This window comes from Dongia sp. (assembly GCF_041906375.1).
GTDB lineage: Bacteria > Pseudomonadota > Alphaproteobacteria > Dongiales > Dongiaceae > Dongia.
The window spans coordinates 206,469-222,304 of record NZ_JAYRJJ010000005.1; the positions used below are offsets into that span (position 1 = coordinate 206,469).

Below are 15,836 nucleotides of genomic sequence, written 5' to 3' on the forward strand. Positions count from 1 at the left end.
CTCGCCGAGGCGGGCGCGCCCCTTTTTGTTGGGACGGTGCTTAACGGGAGTTGGCTCACATGATTTTCCTGGCACCCAGACTGAGGACGATGGCCAAGCTGTTGCCGCTGTGCCTGCTGCCGCTGGCACTTCACGGTGCACCGGCTGCGGCGCAGGACGCTGTCTTCGACGCCATCAGCGACCACCTGTTCGAAAACGTCCTCTACGCCCAGGCGCAGCTGAAAATCAGCACCCCGCTCTTGAAGCTCGATGATGTCGCCCTCGGGACCGGGAGCAACAGTTTCGTGCTGAAGGGAAGCGACGGCGCCTACCGCCTGTGGAACCTGCAGGCCGGCAGCCAGCAAGCCGTGATCAAGGCGCCAGCCGGTACGGCCTTCGCCCCGTCCAGCGGCGGCACCACCTTCTTCATCGGCCAATCCGACGGCAGCGTGCTGCTGATTGACCCGCACAGTGGCAAGACATTCGCGACACTTCCCGGTAAGGGCGGCGCCGTCACGGCGTTGGCCGCCTCGCCCGACGATTCCGTCCTGTTCGTCGCTCATGCAACAGGGACGGTCAGCGCTTGGCCCTTGGATACGCGCCAGCCGGCATGGGCCGCTCCGGTATCATCCGGCGCCATCGCCAGATTGAGCGCCTCTGCTGATGGCAAATTTCTGGCCATTGCCGATGCCGGCGGCGCACTCGTCGTTCTGGATGCTGCGACCGGCAAGCCGACCGCTTTGAGGGGCAACCTGGGCGAAACCGCTGCCGCCCTCTATATTGCGCCCGGCGGCCAGAAATTGGTTGCGATCGGCGGCAATGGCAAGGCTCTCAGCCTAGGCAAGCGAGCCAGTACCACCGACCTTGGCAGTCTCACCCGTGCCGATATCGGCCTCACCGGTGATAGCGCAACTGTCCTGCGCGATGGCAAAGTCGTCGAATTGATCGACCTGGAATCGGGCAAGACGAAACACACCATCACCGAACTCAAGACCCCAGCGATCGGCGTCATCTACGACGAGGCCGCCGCCAAGGTGATCGTCATCGATGCCGCCGGCACCCTGCAGGTCTTCGACACGGTGACCAAGGAGATGGTGCTGTCGATCTTCATTTCCGCCCAAGGCTGGGCCCTCGTCGACCGGCAAGGCCGCTTCGACGGGTCGGGCAGCGGCCTGCGCGGCATCAGCTGGGCGGTCAAGAAATCGAATTTCCCGATCTCCTCACTCACCCAGGCCTTTTCGGATCCGGGCATGCTCTCCGCCGTCCTCGACAAGGATAAGCGTGAGCTGCGCACCGTCCCCGGCAACCCGGTCGAGAAATACCCGATGCCGCCCAAGGCCGAAATCGAACCGATCTCAACCGAACTCGCCGGTGACAAACCCTATCAGCTGATGGTCATCGCCACCGACCAGGGTGGCGGCATCAAGGACGTGCGCCTCTATCACAATGGCAAGATCGTCGACGTGGGCGCCATCCTCGAACAGAAGGATGCCGAGGTCGACGGCAAGCATGTGCGCGTCATCGGCTACAATGTCTGGCCCGTGCCGGGGCCAAATGTGTTCCAGGCCGCGGCCACGGGTTCCTATGACAACCCGGGCGATCAGGCCGAAATGCGCCAGACCTTCTCCGGTGAGCCGCGCAAAGGACAGCTCAACCTCATCACCGTCGGCGTCTCGCAATACAGCCGCTTGCCCAAGGAATATCAGCTGAAGGTCGCCGCCAATGACGCCGGGCGCGTGAAGTCCGCTGTCTCGACCTATTCCAAGGCGCTCTTCACGGATATCGCCGCTGCCGACCTGACCGATGTCAAGGCGACGAAGGCACAGATCCTCCATACCCTCGACGGCCTCAAAACCGCCAAACCGGAGGATTCCGTCATCCTCTTTCTCTCCGGCCACGGGGTCACGGATGAAAGCGATTGGTATTTCCTTCCCAGCGACGCAACCGAAGACGATTCGGACAGCTGGATCTCCGCCAGCGAGATTCGCGGCGCTCTGGAAAGATCCGGTGCCCAGCGCGTCTTCGTCATCATTGATGCCTGCTATTCCGGCGGCACCGTGGAAAATTTCTATGCCGTCACCTCGTTTCAAAAGCGCTTCCTCACCAACGGCTTGCGCAGCTCCGGCATCCAGGTCCTGACCGCCACAAGGCGCGACCAGCTGGCGCCGGAAAGTGCCGAACTCGGCGCCGGCTTCCTCACCTATCTGGTCGATCAGGCCCTGAAAGGAAAAGGCGATGTCGACCCGCGCGATGGTTGGATCTCCTCGCAGGAGGTTGCCAAATTCACATATGCAGCTCTGCCCGAACTGTTTCTCGCCCAGCGCGAAAAGAACCCGAAGGCCTTTCGTGCCGTCTATGGCGCCGACGTGCAACAGCCTGACATCTATACCGTCGGCGCCGATCTCCTGATTGCCAAAGCAGCTCAATAGCGCAATGACATCCAGCCAGCCCATCCATATCACCTTCCTCAACAGCGAGGATGTGTCCCGCCTCGCCCTCACCGACGACGAGATTCTGACAGCGGTCGAGGACGCCTTGCGCGCGCAAGGCAATCGGCAGACCGTGATCGAGCCGCGCGTCCATCTGGTGCCGGAAGATTCGGCCAAGGGCCATTTCAATGTCCTGCGTGGAGTCGTGAAGCCTCTCGGCCTTGCTGGCGTCAAGGTGGTGGGCGACTTCGTCAACAATTTCGAGCGCGGCCTGCCTTCCGAAATGGCCGTGCTCAACCTGTTCGACCCTGAAACCGGCATGCCTCGCGCGATCCTGGATGCCACCGCCATCACCGACATGCGCACCGGCGCCATCACCGCGCTTGGCGCCAAGCATCTGGCGCGCCGAAATTCCAGAACCCTGGGGCATATCGGTGCACGCGGGACCGCTTATTGGAATGTGCGCCTGCTCGATCATCTCTTCGATTTCGACGAGATCCGCGTGCATTCGCGCCGGCCGGAAAGCCGCGAGGCTTTTGCGGCGCGGCTGTCTGCCGATCTCGGCAAGAAAATCATCGTCACCACCGACTGGGAAACTTGCGTACGCGGGGCCGACATTGTTGTAGAGGCCTCGCGCCTGCCCAAGCCGCAACCGATGCTGAAGACCGACTGGATCAAACGCGGCGCACTGGTGGTCCCATATGGCACTATGAGTGCCGTCGAACTATCGTTGACCGACATCATGGACAAGGTCGTGGTCGACGATTGGGGCCAGTGTCGCAAGGGGCTGCCCTTTGGGGCACTCCGACAGCATGTCGAGAGCGACCGGCTGACCGAGGAAAATCTGCATGCCGAGTTGGGGCAGATTGTGGCTGGGTTGAAGCCCGGGCGCGAGAGCGATGCTGAAACGAATCTCTTCTGGCACCGTGGCTTGAGCCTCAGCGATATCGCCCTCGGCCATGCGCTGCTGACCAAGGCGGCGGCACAAGGGGTCGGGCAGAGTCTCAGGTTTATCTGACCCTGCACGTGATCTCAAAAAGTCGCGCGGCCGGCAATCTACCCCGCCGCAGACATTGCCGCTCACTCTGCTGCGCATGCAAATCGCCGGCCGTCGCCCTGCGGTTCCTCATCTAGGTCCATGCTGTTTCGGGTATGAGAGGGAACTTCTCCCCCGCACCAGCCATGTGCCGCGAATCCCTGCCGCCAGATGATGTTAGGGGAGGCGTCGAGATATCGACAAACGAGCTTAACTGGCGCGCTGCACAGAAATTCTAATGCCGCCGAGGCCGCAGAAAATCTCTATGGATCACAAGGAAGCCTCGATTGCGACTTGCTCGACATTGCAGTCATATGAAGATGGCTAGACAGTCACTCTGTTCATCAGAACGACACGTCGGTCGCACACCCGGACCTGTTTTCCTCCGCAGCGGGATCCGGCCTCCCAGAACCAAGCCTCACTTGGCCGGACAGTCCCACCAGGTTTGTCCGGCTCTTTCTTTTCAGCATTCCGGCAGATTGACCGCGAGGCCGCCGAGACTCGTTTCCTTGAATTTGGCACTCATCTCGACGCCGGTCTGGCGCATTGCCTCGATGCAATTGTCGAGCGGCATGAAATGCGAACCGTCGCCGCGCAAGGCCAACGACGCTGCCGCCACTGCCTTGATCGCGCCAATGCCGTTGCGTTCGATACAGGGGACCTGCACCAGGCCCGCCGCCGGATCGCAAGTCATGCCCAGATGATGCTCCAGCGCGATCTCTGCCGCGTTCTCCACTTGCTCCGGCGATCCGCCCAGCACGGCACAGAGACCGGCTGCCGCCATTGCGGCAGCGGAGCCGACTTCGCCCTGGCATCCCGCTTCGGCGCCGGAGATCGAGGCATTGTGCTTGATCAGGCCGCCGATCGCCGCGGCCGTCAGCAGGAACTCAGAAACCCGCGCCGGATCGGCACCGAAGCAATGATCGAGGTAGTAGCGAATGACGGCAGGCACGACGCCGGCGGCGCCATTGGTCGGCGCGGTCACGACCTTTCCCCCGGCCGCATTCTCCTCATTCACCGCCATGGCATAGACGCTGAGCCAGTCTGACGTCACATGCGGCTGGGCCCGGTTGGTGCCCTTCTCCTTCTCCAATTGTCCGCGAATGGACATGGCGCGGCGCTTCACGTGAAGCCCACCGGGGAGTTCACCCTGCTGCGACAGGCCGCGCTCGATGCAGCCGTTCATCGTCTGCCAGATCTGACCGATGCCGCTGTCGAGTTCCGCAGAAGACATCGTCTTCAGTTCGTTTTCGCGCTTCATCACGGCGATGGATTTGCCGCTAGCGCGCGCCATCTCCAGCATCGCCGCCGCCGAATCAAAGGGATAGGGCCGCATTACCGATTGGGCGCTACTGTCGACTGTGGTCGGATTGGCTAGCTCCGCCTCGGTGACGACGAAGCCACCGCCGATCGAGTAATAGACCTCGCGCAGGACCGACTTGCCGGCGGCATCGAAGGCCTCGAAGATAAGGCCGTTGGAATGCCCGGGCAGCGAAGGTCCATAATCGAACACGATGTCGCTTGCCGGGTTGAAGCTCAGGGCCGGCAGCCCGGTGGGCCGTACCACCATCTCCGCCTGCAAATCAGCCAGGCGCTGCTCCGCCTCGCCCGGCACGATCCCGGCCGGCGTATAGCCGATGAGCCCTAACGCGACAGCGCGGTCCGTTGCATGGCCCTTGCCGGTGAAAGCCAGCGACCCATGCAGCGTCACGCGCAACCTGGCAGGCGTCGCCGGCTGGCCGCGCAATTGTTCGAGGAAGCGCACCGCCGCGGTCATCGGCCCCATCGTATGGGACGAAGACGGCCCGATGCCGATCTTGAAAATATCGAAGACGCTCAGGAACATCTGGTGATCTCGGTTTCTTTTTTCGGCTGCCCCGAGGGTTGTACCTCGGTAACCGTCCCCACGGTATTCGTCGCCTGCCGACCATGCTAGCGCAAGCGCCCGAGCGACGCCAACTGGTCAGCGCCAACCATCCCGCGCCTCCCCAGCCCCACCCGGCAGAGTTCGCGAAGCGCTCACGGCAAACGGTCGGTCAGGTACAGCGACACGCGCTGTCCGCCATGGGAAACCGGCCCCTGCGGTGGCCCGAACGGCAGGCCGCAGGCTTTGGCGAGCGACATGTCGTTCGTCACCACCGCCACGCGCCAACCGGCAAAGCGTGACCGCATCGTCTGGCCGAGCGCGCCATAGAGCTGATAGAGCCGCTTCTTGTCGCCAAGGCGTTGGCCATAGGGTGGATTGACGATGACCAGGCCCGGCGGCCCGTTCGGCGCGGTCGCTGCACTCATGGCGCAATGGCGGAACGAGGTAAATTCGGTGACACCCGCTCGCTCGGCATTGGCGCGGCTCATGGTGATGGCACCGGCATCCCGGTCGCAGCCATAGAATTTGACCGCCGGCTTGCTGCCGACGCTGCCGCCACGCATCTTCGCCGATGCCGCCGCGTCGAAACCCGCGAGCTTCTCGAAGGCAAAGCTTCGCGACCGGCCGGGGTCAAGATGCGCCGCGATTTCAGCCGCCTCGATGACGAACGTGCCGGACCCGCACATCGGGTCCAGCACCGGCTCGGTACCGTCGAAGCCGCATTGACGCAGGAAGAGCGACGCCAGCGTCTCGCGCATGGGTGCCTTGTTGACAGCTTCCTTGTGGCCGCGCTTGTGCAGCGATTCACCGGACGTATCGATGCTGATGGTACAGAGATCGTCCTCGATCCGCACCTTCACGCAGACCTCCGCCTCGGCAGATATCGGCGCACCCAGCGTTTCCACGATTGCCGTCTCGACGCGCTGCTTCGCCGCCCCCGAATGATAGATCTTCGAATGTTTGCAGCTGGCCTCGACACGGAACGGCACGTCTTTGCGCAGGACCGAGCCCCAGGCCATCTTTCGCGCCCGCTTGTCGAGTTGCGCCAGATGGAAGACAGGGAATGCGCCAATGCGCGCGAAGACGCTGCTGGCGCCGCGCAGCTTCAGATTGGCCCGCCATACCTCCGGCCAACCGCCTTGGATCGTGACCCCGCCCGTCGCTTCCTTCGGGTCGACGAAACCCTTCTCCAGCGCCTCTGCGCAAAGCACGGATTCGAAGCCGGGTGCGGCCACCAGGAAGATCTCGAAATCGCTGTCTTTAGTCATGCCGTGTGTATATCGCCTGGGCCCCTGGACTTCGACAAGTTTCTGGAAAGGGCCAGGATCCTACGCCCTTGGCGACCCCACCCGCAGGTTCCGGGCGATGCGCGCCACGTCCTTCGAGGGCGGCAGGCCGAAGAGGCGCGCATATTCCCGGCTGAACTGGGTTGGGCTTTCATAGCCGACCGCAAAGGCGACGGTCGTCGCATTCCCCGCCCCCGCCAGCAGCTGCGCGCGTGCCTGCAGGAGCCGGATGCGCTTCTGGTATTGCAGCGGACTGAGCGCCGTCACCGCCTTGAAATGCCGGTGGAAGGCGGAAACGCTCAATGCCGCCATCTCCGCCAGCGCCTCCACCCGCAGCGGTTTGTCGAAATGCCGCCGGATCCAGTGAATAGTAGCGCTGATGCGCGAGAGTGCCGTGCCGGGCGTCGCGATGTCCCGCAGCATCCAGCCATGCGGACCCTGCAGCACACGGAACAGGATCTCCCGTTCATAGGCTGGTGCCAGCGCCGCGACCTCTGCGGGCCGGTCCATCAGGCGCATCATGCGCACCCAGGCATCGAGCAATTCCTCCGTGGCCGGGGCCACCGAGAAGCCCAACTCATAAAGCCCGCCGCCGGCAGGTTTGGGCAGGTCCGCAAGCAGGCTGGCGACGATCGCCGGCTCCAGCGTCAGGCTGACCGCCAGATAGGGTTCGCCGCTGGCAGCCGGGTGAACGGACCCGATGGCCGGCAGGTCGACCGACATCACGAAATAGGTCGCCGGATCGTAGTGGAACGTCCGCTCGCCCACCGTCATCGTCTTGCCGCCGGTCAGGATCAGATTGACCATGGGATCATAGATGGCGGCAAGCCGGTGCGCCGGGATGGCGCCCTGGACCATGGCGACGCGCGGGATACCCGTCTCGGTCTTCCGGTTCTCGGCCCGCGCCGCCAGCTTCCGCAGTTCTTGCAGCTGTTCGTCCATGCCGGAGCATTGCCAGAGCAACCTCCCCCGCACAAGTCAAAAGCAGAAATAGGCAAGTTTCAGGGAGGATCGGGCGCGCGGCGGCGAACCTGTTCGCCCTATCACCTCGGCTCATGTCACGCACAGGAGAAGCCATGAAAATCGTCATCATCACCGGCGGCAGCCGCGGCATCGGCGCCAGCACGGCCCGGAAATGTGCCGAGGCCGGCATGGGTGTCATCATCACCTACAACAACCATCCGCAGGCCGCTGCTGAGGTCGTGAACAATATTGCTTCCCAAGGCGGCAAAGCCGTCGCCCTCAAGCTCGACGTTACGGCCACGGCGACATTTCCGATCTTCGCACAGGCCGTCCGCGCGGAAATGCAGAAGACCTGGGCACGGTCAACCTTCGACTTCCTGATGAACAATGCCGGCTATGGGCGCTTCAACCCGATCGCCACGGTGACGGAGGCGGAATTTGACGGCCTCTGCAACGTGCATCTGAAAGGCCCCTTCTTCCTCACCCAGGCCCTGTTGCCCCTGATGGCGGACGGCGGCCAGATCGTGAACCTCACCAGTGCGACGACGCGCGTCGCCACGGCCGGCGTCGCTCCTTACGCGGCGTTCAAAGGCGGGCTTGAGGTGCTGACGCGCTACATGGCCAAGGAATTCGGTGAGCGCCGCATCCGCGCCAACGCCGTTTCTCCCGGCGCGATCCGAACCGATCTCGGCGGCGGACTTAGCGGAGAATTCGAAAAGTTGCTGGCCTCGCAGACCGCATTGGGGCGCATCGGCGAACCGGACGAAGTTGGCGGCGTCATCGCCAGGCTTCTCTCGGATGACAATCGTTGGATCAACGCCCAGTCGATCGAAGTCGCCGGCGGTTACTTCATCTGACGCGCATTCGCTTAGGCGAATTTGCGGGCCGCATCCATGGCCAGGCCCAGCCCGACGCTGCCGAACATGTCGCCGGAAACCGGCGCCGCGTTCGGCAGATGGCCAAGGACCTGGCGTCGGATTTCCGGCACCGCCGTCGAGCCGCCGGTCAGGAACACCGATTGGATATCGGCCCGCCCTACCCCCGCCGCCCCCAGGCACAAATCGATGGCGTGCACAATCCGCACCGCATCGTCATAGACCGCATGGTCGAGGTCGCCCTGATGCAGGACCGTCTCCACCTCCGGATCGAGCGGAATGTGCAAGACCACTTCAGCCTGTTCCGAGAGGGCAATCTTGGCGGCTTCCACTTCGGCGGCGATGCGGTGGCCCTTGCGCTCGGCAAACACCTTGATCAAGCGTTCGACCAGATCCGGCCGGTCGAGTTGGGAGAGGATCGAGCGCAGGTAATTGATATTCTGCGGCGTGTAGAGTGTCGGTATCCGATGCCAGGTGGCGAGGTCGTGATAGAGATGACTCGGCATCGGCAGCTTCTTCGGCCCGATCAGCGCATCATAGCCGAGATGCGGCATGACGTGATGGATGCTGAGGCGCCGGTCGAAATCGGTACCGCCGATATGAACGCCGCTGCGACCCAGAATGTCGGCCGACCGGTCATGCTGTAGAGATCTTTCCGGGGACAGGCGTGCCACGGCAAAATCCGACGTGCCGCCGCCCAGATCGACGATCAGCGCCAGTTCTTCCCGGGTCAAAGACTGTTCATAGGCAAGCGCCGCTGCCACCGGCTCGAACTGCATTTCGACATGACGAAAACCCTGCGCCTTGGCGATGCCGATCAGTTCCGCTTCCGCGCGCCGGTCCGCCATATCATCATCGTCGACGAAACGCACCGGGCGCCCTAACACCACGTGGTCGATATCATGACCCTGCTTGCGCTCGGCCTGGGCCTTCAGATGCCGCATGAACATGCCGATGACGTCGCGCATCGCCACGCGCTTGCGCTGGACCAGCGTCGTGTCGTCGATGAGGCTCGAGCCGAGGACGCTTTTCAGCGCCCGCATCAGCCGGCCTTCCGTCCCCTCGATATAGGCGCCGATGCCATCGCGCCCGAAGCGCACCTTGTGATCTTCGTAATCGAAGAAGATGGCGCTGGGCAGCGTGACGCTCTCGCCCTCCAGCGGGCAGAGTGCAACACCATTGCCGGAACTCAGGCCCAACGTCGAATTCGACGTGCCGAAATCGAGACCGCAGAAATGTGTCATGACCGAACTCTCAGCTGGCGCACGCTAGATGCGCCATTTTTTCCCTTTATGTTGGGCGCCTTAATAAAGCCGGTCTGCCGGCTTGACCAGGGTAATCAAAGACTTTAGCAACAACCATCCATATATTGATATTTGCTTTTTGCTATTATAAGCTGCTCTCCTCTTCTTGAACGGAATAGAGGACCTAGATGGATTGGGGAATTTGGGCGGTGAGTGGGCTGATCGTGTTGGCAGCGATCGGGTTTATGATTAGGGAACAAGACAAGGCAGATATGTTGAAACTGGCCAGTTCCACCGAATACAGAGGACGCTTCATCCACCAATGCGTCGCCAGCGCCGAAAATACTGCCACCGCTGCCGGCTACCTGGTCGACAACAGTGCAAGGGCCAAGCTCTATAAGGTCTGCGATTGCGCCGCTGATTCCATCCTGAAGGAATTGCCACAGTTCAGCGACCTCAGCGAAAGCGAGATGATGGAAGCCATCGGCGAGGCCCCCTTCCTCGACAAAGCCAAGCGCGCCGTGGGTCTTTGTGAGCAAAGGTTCGGCGCGCAGTGATGACGCCGCGCACATTGACTATGCGCCGTCCTGACGACGAACCCACCAGATCGCCGACGGCTGTTACTCCGTCTATTTCGCCCAACAATCACCCCCTGGCATGCAGCCAGGTCGGCAGGAAGCCATAGGGATCGACCATGTCGCCGCCGAAAGCGACGCCGGCCGCTTTCATCTGGCCCTGCAGGCGGCCGGCTTTCCAGCCGTCGAACAGGTCGGTGCAGCCGCCGATATGCTGGCCCCGGATGAAGATCTGCGGAATCGTCCGCATGCCGGTCTGGGCATTCAGTGCCACACGGATCTTCCCGCCCCAATCGTCTTTCTGGTAGGCCACGGAATCGAGATCGATCGAGCGGTAGGGAATGCTGTGATGCTTGAACATCTTGCGCACCGACCAGCAGAATTCGCACCATTCCAGCGCGAACATCACCACGGGATTGGCCGGGTCCTGCAGTGCCGCCGCAACGAAGGCCGCTGCTTCCGGCGTGACCGGTGGCGGCTCGACCGGCGCCGTGGCCGGTTTCGGCGGGGTGCCACCGGCATTGTCGAACCGGGCGAACGGGGTCGAACGTGAAATCGCCTTTTCTTCGTCCGTCATGTCGACCGGAACATCGGCAAAGAGCGGCGTGCTGAGATAACGCTCGCCGGTATCGGGCAGCATGCAGAGGATCCGGCTGCCCTTTGGTGCCCGCCGTGCCACGGTAATGGCACCGGCCAAGGTCGCCCCGGCCGTCGTTCCGGCAAAGATGCCCTCAAGCCGCGCAAGGTCCTGGGCCGTCTTCAGCGCATCATTGCCGGCGACCCCCACGACCTCGTCGATGAGGTTGAGATCGACCGCGTCCTCGACCAGCTGGCTGATGAAATCCGGCGTCCACCCTTGCATGAGATGCGGCCGGAAGGCGGGATGCGCCCCGGCCTCGCTGCCGTCGGCGTTCCGCTGCGAGCGGATTCCGCTACCCAGCAAGGGCGAATTGTCCGGTTCCGCGACGACGATCCGGGTCTCCGGGCGCGCCTGCTTCAGGGTGCGGGCAACACCCTTCAGTGTGCCGCCGGTGCCATAGCCGGTGACCCAGAAATCCAGCCGCTCGCCCGCGAAATCGGCAAGGATCTCCTGCGCCGTCGTCCGCGAGTGCATTTCCGCATTCGCTTCGTTGTCGAACTGCCGGGTCAGGAACCAGCCATGGGTGGCGGCGAGTTCCACGGCCTTGGCCAGCATGCCGCTGCCGCGCTCGGCGGCCGGCGTCAGCACCACCTTCGCGCCGAGGAAGCGCATCAGCTTCCGACGCTCGACGCTGAAATTCTCCGCCATCACCGCAACAAAGGGATAGCCCCGCTGCGCGCAGACCATGGCGAGGCTGATGCCGGTATTGCCGCTGGTGGCCTCGATCACCGTCTGGCCGGGTTTCAGCAGGCCTTTCCGCTCCGCATCCTCGATGGCGGCCAAAGCGAACCTGTCCTTGACCGAACCCATCGGGTTGAAGGCCTCTACCTTGACGAAGATCTCGACCCCCACCAGCGCGAGGCGCGACAGCCTCACGACCGGCGTCCGGCCGATGGTCTCGGTGATGTTCTGGTACTTCCCACCCATGTCAGTTCCCTTCCGCAACGAGGCCGGCGATGTCACGCGCCGCTTATTCAGCGACCATGTCTCCCGATCCGCCGAATTCCTTCGGGAAATCCTTCAGCTTGGGCAGGCCGTCCTTCATGCGCAGAACGGTCTCGCCGTAATTCACATGCACGCCCGGCTTGAACGCGAGATTGGGCAGCATGGCCGAGAAGACGTCGACAAGGCCGAGGCCCGGATGATCGGTCATCACATGGCCACCGCATTTGGTGCAGAACTTCCGCGTGCTGCCCGGGGTCTTGTTGTAGCTGGCGAGCTGCTTGTCGCCCTTGGTCACCTTGACCGAGGCCGGCTGCCACAGCGTGAAGGCGTTGACCGGCGAGGCCGACCATTCGCGGCACGAGGCGCAATGGCAGTACCCCATCGCCGCGGGCTCGCCCGTTACCTCGATCTCCACCGAACCGCAAAAACATTTCCCGGATTGAACAGAGTTGGTCATGGTTTCATTCCTCATTTGGTTGTTGATGTTGTCTAAGCGCGTCTTGAATTTCCGTTGTGCCGATCAGCGCCCTGCCCGCACCAATCGCGCGACATCGGGCGTCGCCCGCGGACGAAGCGATCGGACATGGTCGGCGATGAGATCCGCCGCCTCGACGCCATGCGTGAACGGCGCCATGTGGCCGACACCGGCCATCTTCTGGAGCGAGCAACGCGGCATCAGTTCACAGAGGATGCCGGCGATCTCACGCACCGGATCGGGTGAGCGGTCGCCGGAAATAATCCGGCACGGCATCCCGAGATCTTCATAGCGCGAGGCCCGCACCGGCCGGCCCAGCAGGGCGCGGAAATCGAGTGGCGCCTTAGGCGCCCAGCGCATCAGGGCGCGTTGCGCCTCTTCCGTCATCTGGTCCCAGGCGCCGGCACCGCCCCAATAGTTCACGAAGCGCCGCATCGCCCCACGCGCGTCACCGCGGGCGAGCGTCGCCTCGACATCGCGCGCGAGCGCGGTGATCTCGGCATATTCAATGCCGTCAATCGGCTGCAACAGCTGGAAGGCGGCGGGCTCAAAGAGTGTCAAACCCGCAACCCGCTCGGACCGCGCCAGCGCCACCTGCAAAGCGACGGCGGCACCGTAGGAATGGCCGACCAGATGAACGGCCTCCTCGGCTGCATCGATCAGCCCGACGATCGGTGCCGCCTCATCCTCCAAGGTGAAGGCGCGCGCGCCTGGCCAGACCGGGCCGCTTGCCGCGCCATAAAACTCCGGTGTCAGCAGGTTAAAATCGCCACCTAACGCAGCGCGCAAAGCCTGCCACATAGCCCCGCCGGCACCCGAGCACGGCAAGGCAATGACCGTGGCCGCAGCCGGCCCCGTACCCTCAATTCTATCAATGGCATAACTCGCCACCATCGCCACTCTCCGCCAAATTTCGCGGATGCCCTCTCCTCCGGCATCCGGGCGGCAAATTAAGCGGACGGCCTATGGGGCACATCGGGAGTCCTCCCTATTTTTGGCAAGGGAGGCGCTTTGGGCGGATCGCGGGCAGATATAGGGAAAGGGGCCCGTTTGAGGCACCGATCAAGTGGTTATGACGGTGCGATTTTCGCTCGGAAAATCATGTGCTTCGTACGCGGGTGACAGAAGGTGGACAATGTGCCGAGGCATGCGTCCCGACAGCCAAGACGAGCCGAATGACTTGACGCCGCTACAGCCGGAATGTAGCCGTTACACGCCTTGCTAGAGGCTTTGGTACTAAATTCTCTCGAATAGGAAGCGGGAATCATGGGCGGAAAATTACTGATAGTGACCGGCCCCACTTACTTCTCACCTCGTGACGAGGGTTCATTCTTTCACTGGCTTCAATCGATCTCATGTGTAGAGAGTGTCAGTGGTCAGTTGACTGACCTTCACATTCGTTTGAAACGCCCGCCTAGTGCCACTGATCTGAGAGAGTTAATCGCACTCCTCTATCGATATCAGATGGACATGAAGCCGTTGGCAGCATTGAAGACTGCCAGAAATGCCGATTGGTTTGCGCAAAACACCGAAGCCTACTGGCACGCTCCAGTATTCGGCAAAGCTAAGCTCTCGACTGAGATGCGTCGAATTAGGAAATTAGCCGGGCAGATAAAAAAGGGGGCCGCAGTTGCAAAGAGAAATGGTAGCACCGGACGGATTTGAACCGCCGATCAAGCGATTACAATGGCCTGAGTATCAGCGAAATATCATTGCCTTGAAGACCGGCCGGGCCACGCATCGGACAGAGTGACAAGTACCCCGCTCCTGCCCAAAAACCATTAATCAATCCAACCGAGCTTTTCAAAGCGCGGCTCCATCAACTCCACGATCGCCTCGGCGGTTTCTTCGGCGCCTTCGCGAACATCGGTGTTGATCTCCCGAATAACGCCAACACCGGTGCTTATCGCAGTCGCGACGCCGATACCGGAGATGGCCGCACCAGCCGGCAACGTCGCCGCAAGGCCCGGCATATTGGAACTCTCCGAACTGACCGTTGCTTCTGCCAGCAGTCGCTTGCCGGTTGGCTCGGCGGCATAAGCTTGGACAAGGGTCTCCATCTCAGTCCCGCCCACGCCAAAGCCGATGATCAGGCGCATTGCGGCATTGCCTTCGTCGAGCGTGACGAACTGCCCTTCGATTGTATAGACGCCTGCGCCTGCAGTCGCAGGACCATTCCAGCGTCTCGCCGGTAGACCCAGATCCCGAAGTTCTTCAACCAGTTTCTCGGCCACGATTGCGGCGATCTGATGCTCCAGCGATGAGCGGGCAGCGTTACTGTTCGGATCATCACCCGCGCCTTGGAGCCGTCCCGCCACAGCGCTATCTGCGGAAACCTCGCCAGGTGAGACGGCGAAATCGTAAACGAGAATCTGCGTCGGTTGTGGAAGCGATTCCCGGTCTTTCTTCGACATCTTGTTCGTAATTTCCGAATCAGTATCCGAACCGCATGCGGCGAGGGTACCGACCAGCATTCCCAGGCAAAGACTGACAAGAACGCGGCGCATGATCGTGCTCCTTTGAAACATCATCCGGACTGGTGATGATCGCGCTTTCTCCCGCACATGTCGCCGCGCTGCCGAAACAGGAGGCAAATCCATTACTCAGGCAGACCTGAGATTGTGTAGAGCGCTTTAAGCAAGTTGGTGGGCTTGGCCTTTTCCCCAAACGCACCTCGAAATAGCTTGATGACCCCGCCGGACCGATACATTCGACTGAGTTCCCGGTCGACGGCCAATCTGAAGGTCGGATCATTTCCTGGCAGACCAAGAGCGTAGGGTTCAATCGTCAGGTATTCTTCTGCAAGCAAAAACTTTTGCGGAGAATTCCTTGTCGCCAACCAATATTGCAAGATCGTGCGATCGGCGAAGTACGCTTCCACTTCCTGCTTTTCCAATGCCGACATCCCCTCTTCATGCGAAACGGCCGGCACGATGGTCGCGCTGATCTTCTGGTCTTTCAAAGTCCGGCGGAGCGCCTCTTCAGCTGTCGTGCCGCCCAGTACCCCCAACTTCTTACCGGTCAGACTCTTCATATCCATTGGCCCGCCTTCGCGGATGACCAGACCAGTGCCACTCACGAAGGTGGGAATGGAGAAATCGATTGCCTCGCGCCGTGTCAGGGTTGCAGACGTAGCTTCACACAAGATATCGGCTTTATGCCCGGTCATTATGTCGAACCGGTCGCTTGCCGTAACAGGAACGTACTCGATCTTCAAATCGGCGATGCTCAATTGCTTCTTCAAGGCATTAGCTATCGCCTGGCAAAGCGCCACAGAATATCCGACATACCTGCCGTCGGCATTCTTGGAGGAGAATGGCGGCGCGTCTTCGCGGACTGCCAAGCGCAGCACCTTCGACTCCTTAATACTGCCGAGAGTATCGGCGAAGGACGGTGTGGTCAGTGAAACAAGAAGCGTGGTTTGTAGTAGCGTGATCAATCCGACGAGGTGCGTCAAACGACTCATATCTGGCTCCCTGTGTGGCCGCGCGTTGTTCTTGGACAGCGAATTGCGCTTGGCTC

14 protein-coding genes are annotated in these 15,836 nt (G+C 61.8%); 5 read left to right on the top strand and 9 right to left on the bottom strand.

Features of this window, described 5'->3' with window-relative positions:
- Window positions 1-59 precede the first annotated feature (59 nt).
- Together ACE3OA_RS16630 and ACE3OA_RS16635 are read left to right on the top strand one after the other, a co-directional pair.
- Window positions 60-2,408: a caspase family protein gene (locus ACE3OA_RS16630; RefSeq protein WP_374312728.1), complete on the top strand. Its 2,349-nt coding sequence runs from the start codon at window positions 60-62 to the stop codon at window positions 2,406-2,408.
- Window positions 2,409-2,412: 4 nt separating this feature from the next.
- Complete coding sequence (locus ACE3OA_RS16635; RefSeq protein ID WP_374312730.1) at window positions 2,413-3,426, top strand: ornithine cyclodeaminase family protein; 1,014 nt, start codon at window positions 2,413-2,415, stop codon at window positions 3,424-3,426.
- A gap of 481 nt (window positions 3,427-3,907) precedes the next feature.
- Here ACE3OA_RS16635 and ACE3OA_RS16640 read toward each other — a convergent pair whose 3' ends face one another.
- The 3 genes from ACE3OA_RS16640 to ACE3OA_RS16650 all read right to left on the bottom strand — a co-directional run bounded on the left by ACE3OA_RS16640 (window position 3,908) and on the right by ACE3OA_RS16650 (window position 7,539).
- Window positions 3,908-5,290 (bottom strand): L-serine ammonia-lyase, encoded by a 1,383-nt coding sequence (locus ACE3OA_RS16640; protein WP_374312732.1) that lies wholly within the window; start codon window positions 5,288-5,290, stop codon window positions 3,908-3,910.
- 173 nt (window positions 5,291-5,463) lie between these two features.
- A complete protein-coding gene (locus ACE3OA_RS16645) occupies window positions 5,464-6,579 on the bottom strand; it encodes a class I SAM-dependent RNA methyltransferase (RefSeq protein ID WP_374312734.1) in 1,116 nt (371 codons plus the stop codon).
- 60 nt (window positions 6,580-6,639) lie between these two features.
- Window positions 6,640-7,539: an AraC family transcriptional regulator N-terminal domain-containing protein gene (locus ACE3OA_RS16650; RefSeq protein ID WP_374312736.1), complete on the bottom strand. Its 900-nt coding sequence runs from the start codon at window positions 7,537-7,539 to the stop codon at window positions 6,640-6,642.
- Between the two features lie 134 nt (window positions 7,540-7,673).
- Between ACE3OA_RS16650 and ACE3OA_RS16655 the strand changes: the two genes are divergently transcribed.
- Window positions 7,674-8,417: an SDR family NAD(P)-dependent oxidoreductase gene (locus ACE3OA_RS16655; protein ID WP_374312738.1), complete on the top strand. Its 744-nt coding sequence runs from the start codon at window positions 7,674-7,676 to the stop codon at window positions 8,415-8,417.
- 11 nt (window positions 8,418-8,428) lie between these two features.
- Here the strand turns inward: ACE3OA_RS16655 and ACE3OA_RS16660 are convergent, their stop codons facing one another.
- A complete protein-coding gene (locus ACE3OA_RS16660; protein WP_374312739.1) occupies window positions 8,429-9,679 on the bottom strand; it encodes an Hsp70 family protein in 1,251 nt (416 codons plus the stop codon).
- Window positions 9,680-9,867: 188 nt separating this feature from the next.
- Between ACE3OA_RS16660 and ACE3OA_RS16665 the strand changes: the two genes are divergently transcribed.
- Window positions 9,868-10,236, top strand: a complete 369-nt coding sequence (locus ACE3OA_RS16665; RefSeq protein WP_374312741.1) for a hypothetical protein — start codon at window positions 9,868-9,870, stop codon at window positions 10,234-10,236.
- Between the two features lie 88 nt (window positions 10,237-10,324).
- On the opposite strand, the gene cysK is transcribed toward ACE3OA_RS16665, so the two are convergent.
- The 3 genes from cysK to ACE3OA_RS16680 form a co-directional block, all read right to left on the bottom strand.
- The gene (gene cysK / locus ACE3OA_RS16670) at window positions 10,325-11,821 is read right to left on the bottom strand and encodes a cysteine synthase A (RefSeq protein WP_374312743.1); all 1,497 of its coding nucleotides are present in this window, start codon (window positions 11,819-11,821) and stop codon (window positions 10,325-10,327) included.
- Window positions 11,822-11,864: 43 nt separating this feature from the next.
- Window positions 11,865-12,296: a GFA family protein gene (locus ACE3OA_RS16675; RefSeq protein ID WP_374312745.1), complete on the bottom strand. Its 432-nt coding sequence runs from the start codon at window positions 12,294-12,296 to the stop codon at window positions 11,865-11,867.
- A gap of 63 nt (window positions 12,297-12,359) precedes the next feature.
- A complete protein-coding gene (locus ACE3OA_RS16680; protein WP_374312747.1) occupies window positions 12,360-13,208 on the bottom strand; it encodes an alpha/beta fold hydrolase in 849 nt (282 codons plus the stop codon).
- Window positions 13,209-13,580: 372 nt separating this feature from the next.
- Here ACE3OA_RS16680 and ACE3OA_RS16685 point away from each other — a divergent pair, with 372 nt between their 5' ends.
- Window positions 13,581-13,979 (top strand): hypothetical protein, encoded by a 399-nt coding sequence (locus tag ACE3OA_RS16685; RefSeq protein ID WP_374312749.1) that lies wholly within the window; start codon window positions 13,581-13,583, stop codon window positions 13,977-13,979.
- Window positions 13,980-14,095: 116 nt separating this feature from the next.
- Here ACE3OA_RS16685 and ACE3OA_RS16690 read toward each other — a convergent pair whose 3' ends face one another.
- The gene (locus tag ACE3OA_RS16690) at window positions 14,096-14,821 is read right to left on the bottom strand and encodes a DUF4410 domain-containing protein (RefSeq protein ID WP_374312752.1); all 726 of its coding nucleotides are present in this window, start codon (window positions 14,819-14,821) and stop codon (window positions 14,096-14,098) included.
- Window positions 14,822-14,913: 92 nt separating this feature from the next.
- Window positions 14,914-15,780, bottom strand: a complete 867-nt coding sequence (locus tag ACE3OA_RS16695) for an amino acid ABC transporter substrate-binding protein (RefSeq protein ID WP_374312755.1) — start codon at window positions 15,778-15,780, stop codon at window positions 14,914-14,916.
- Window positions 15,781-15,836: the final 56 nt, after the last annotated feature.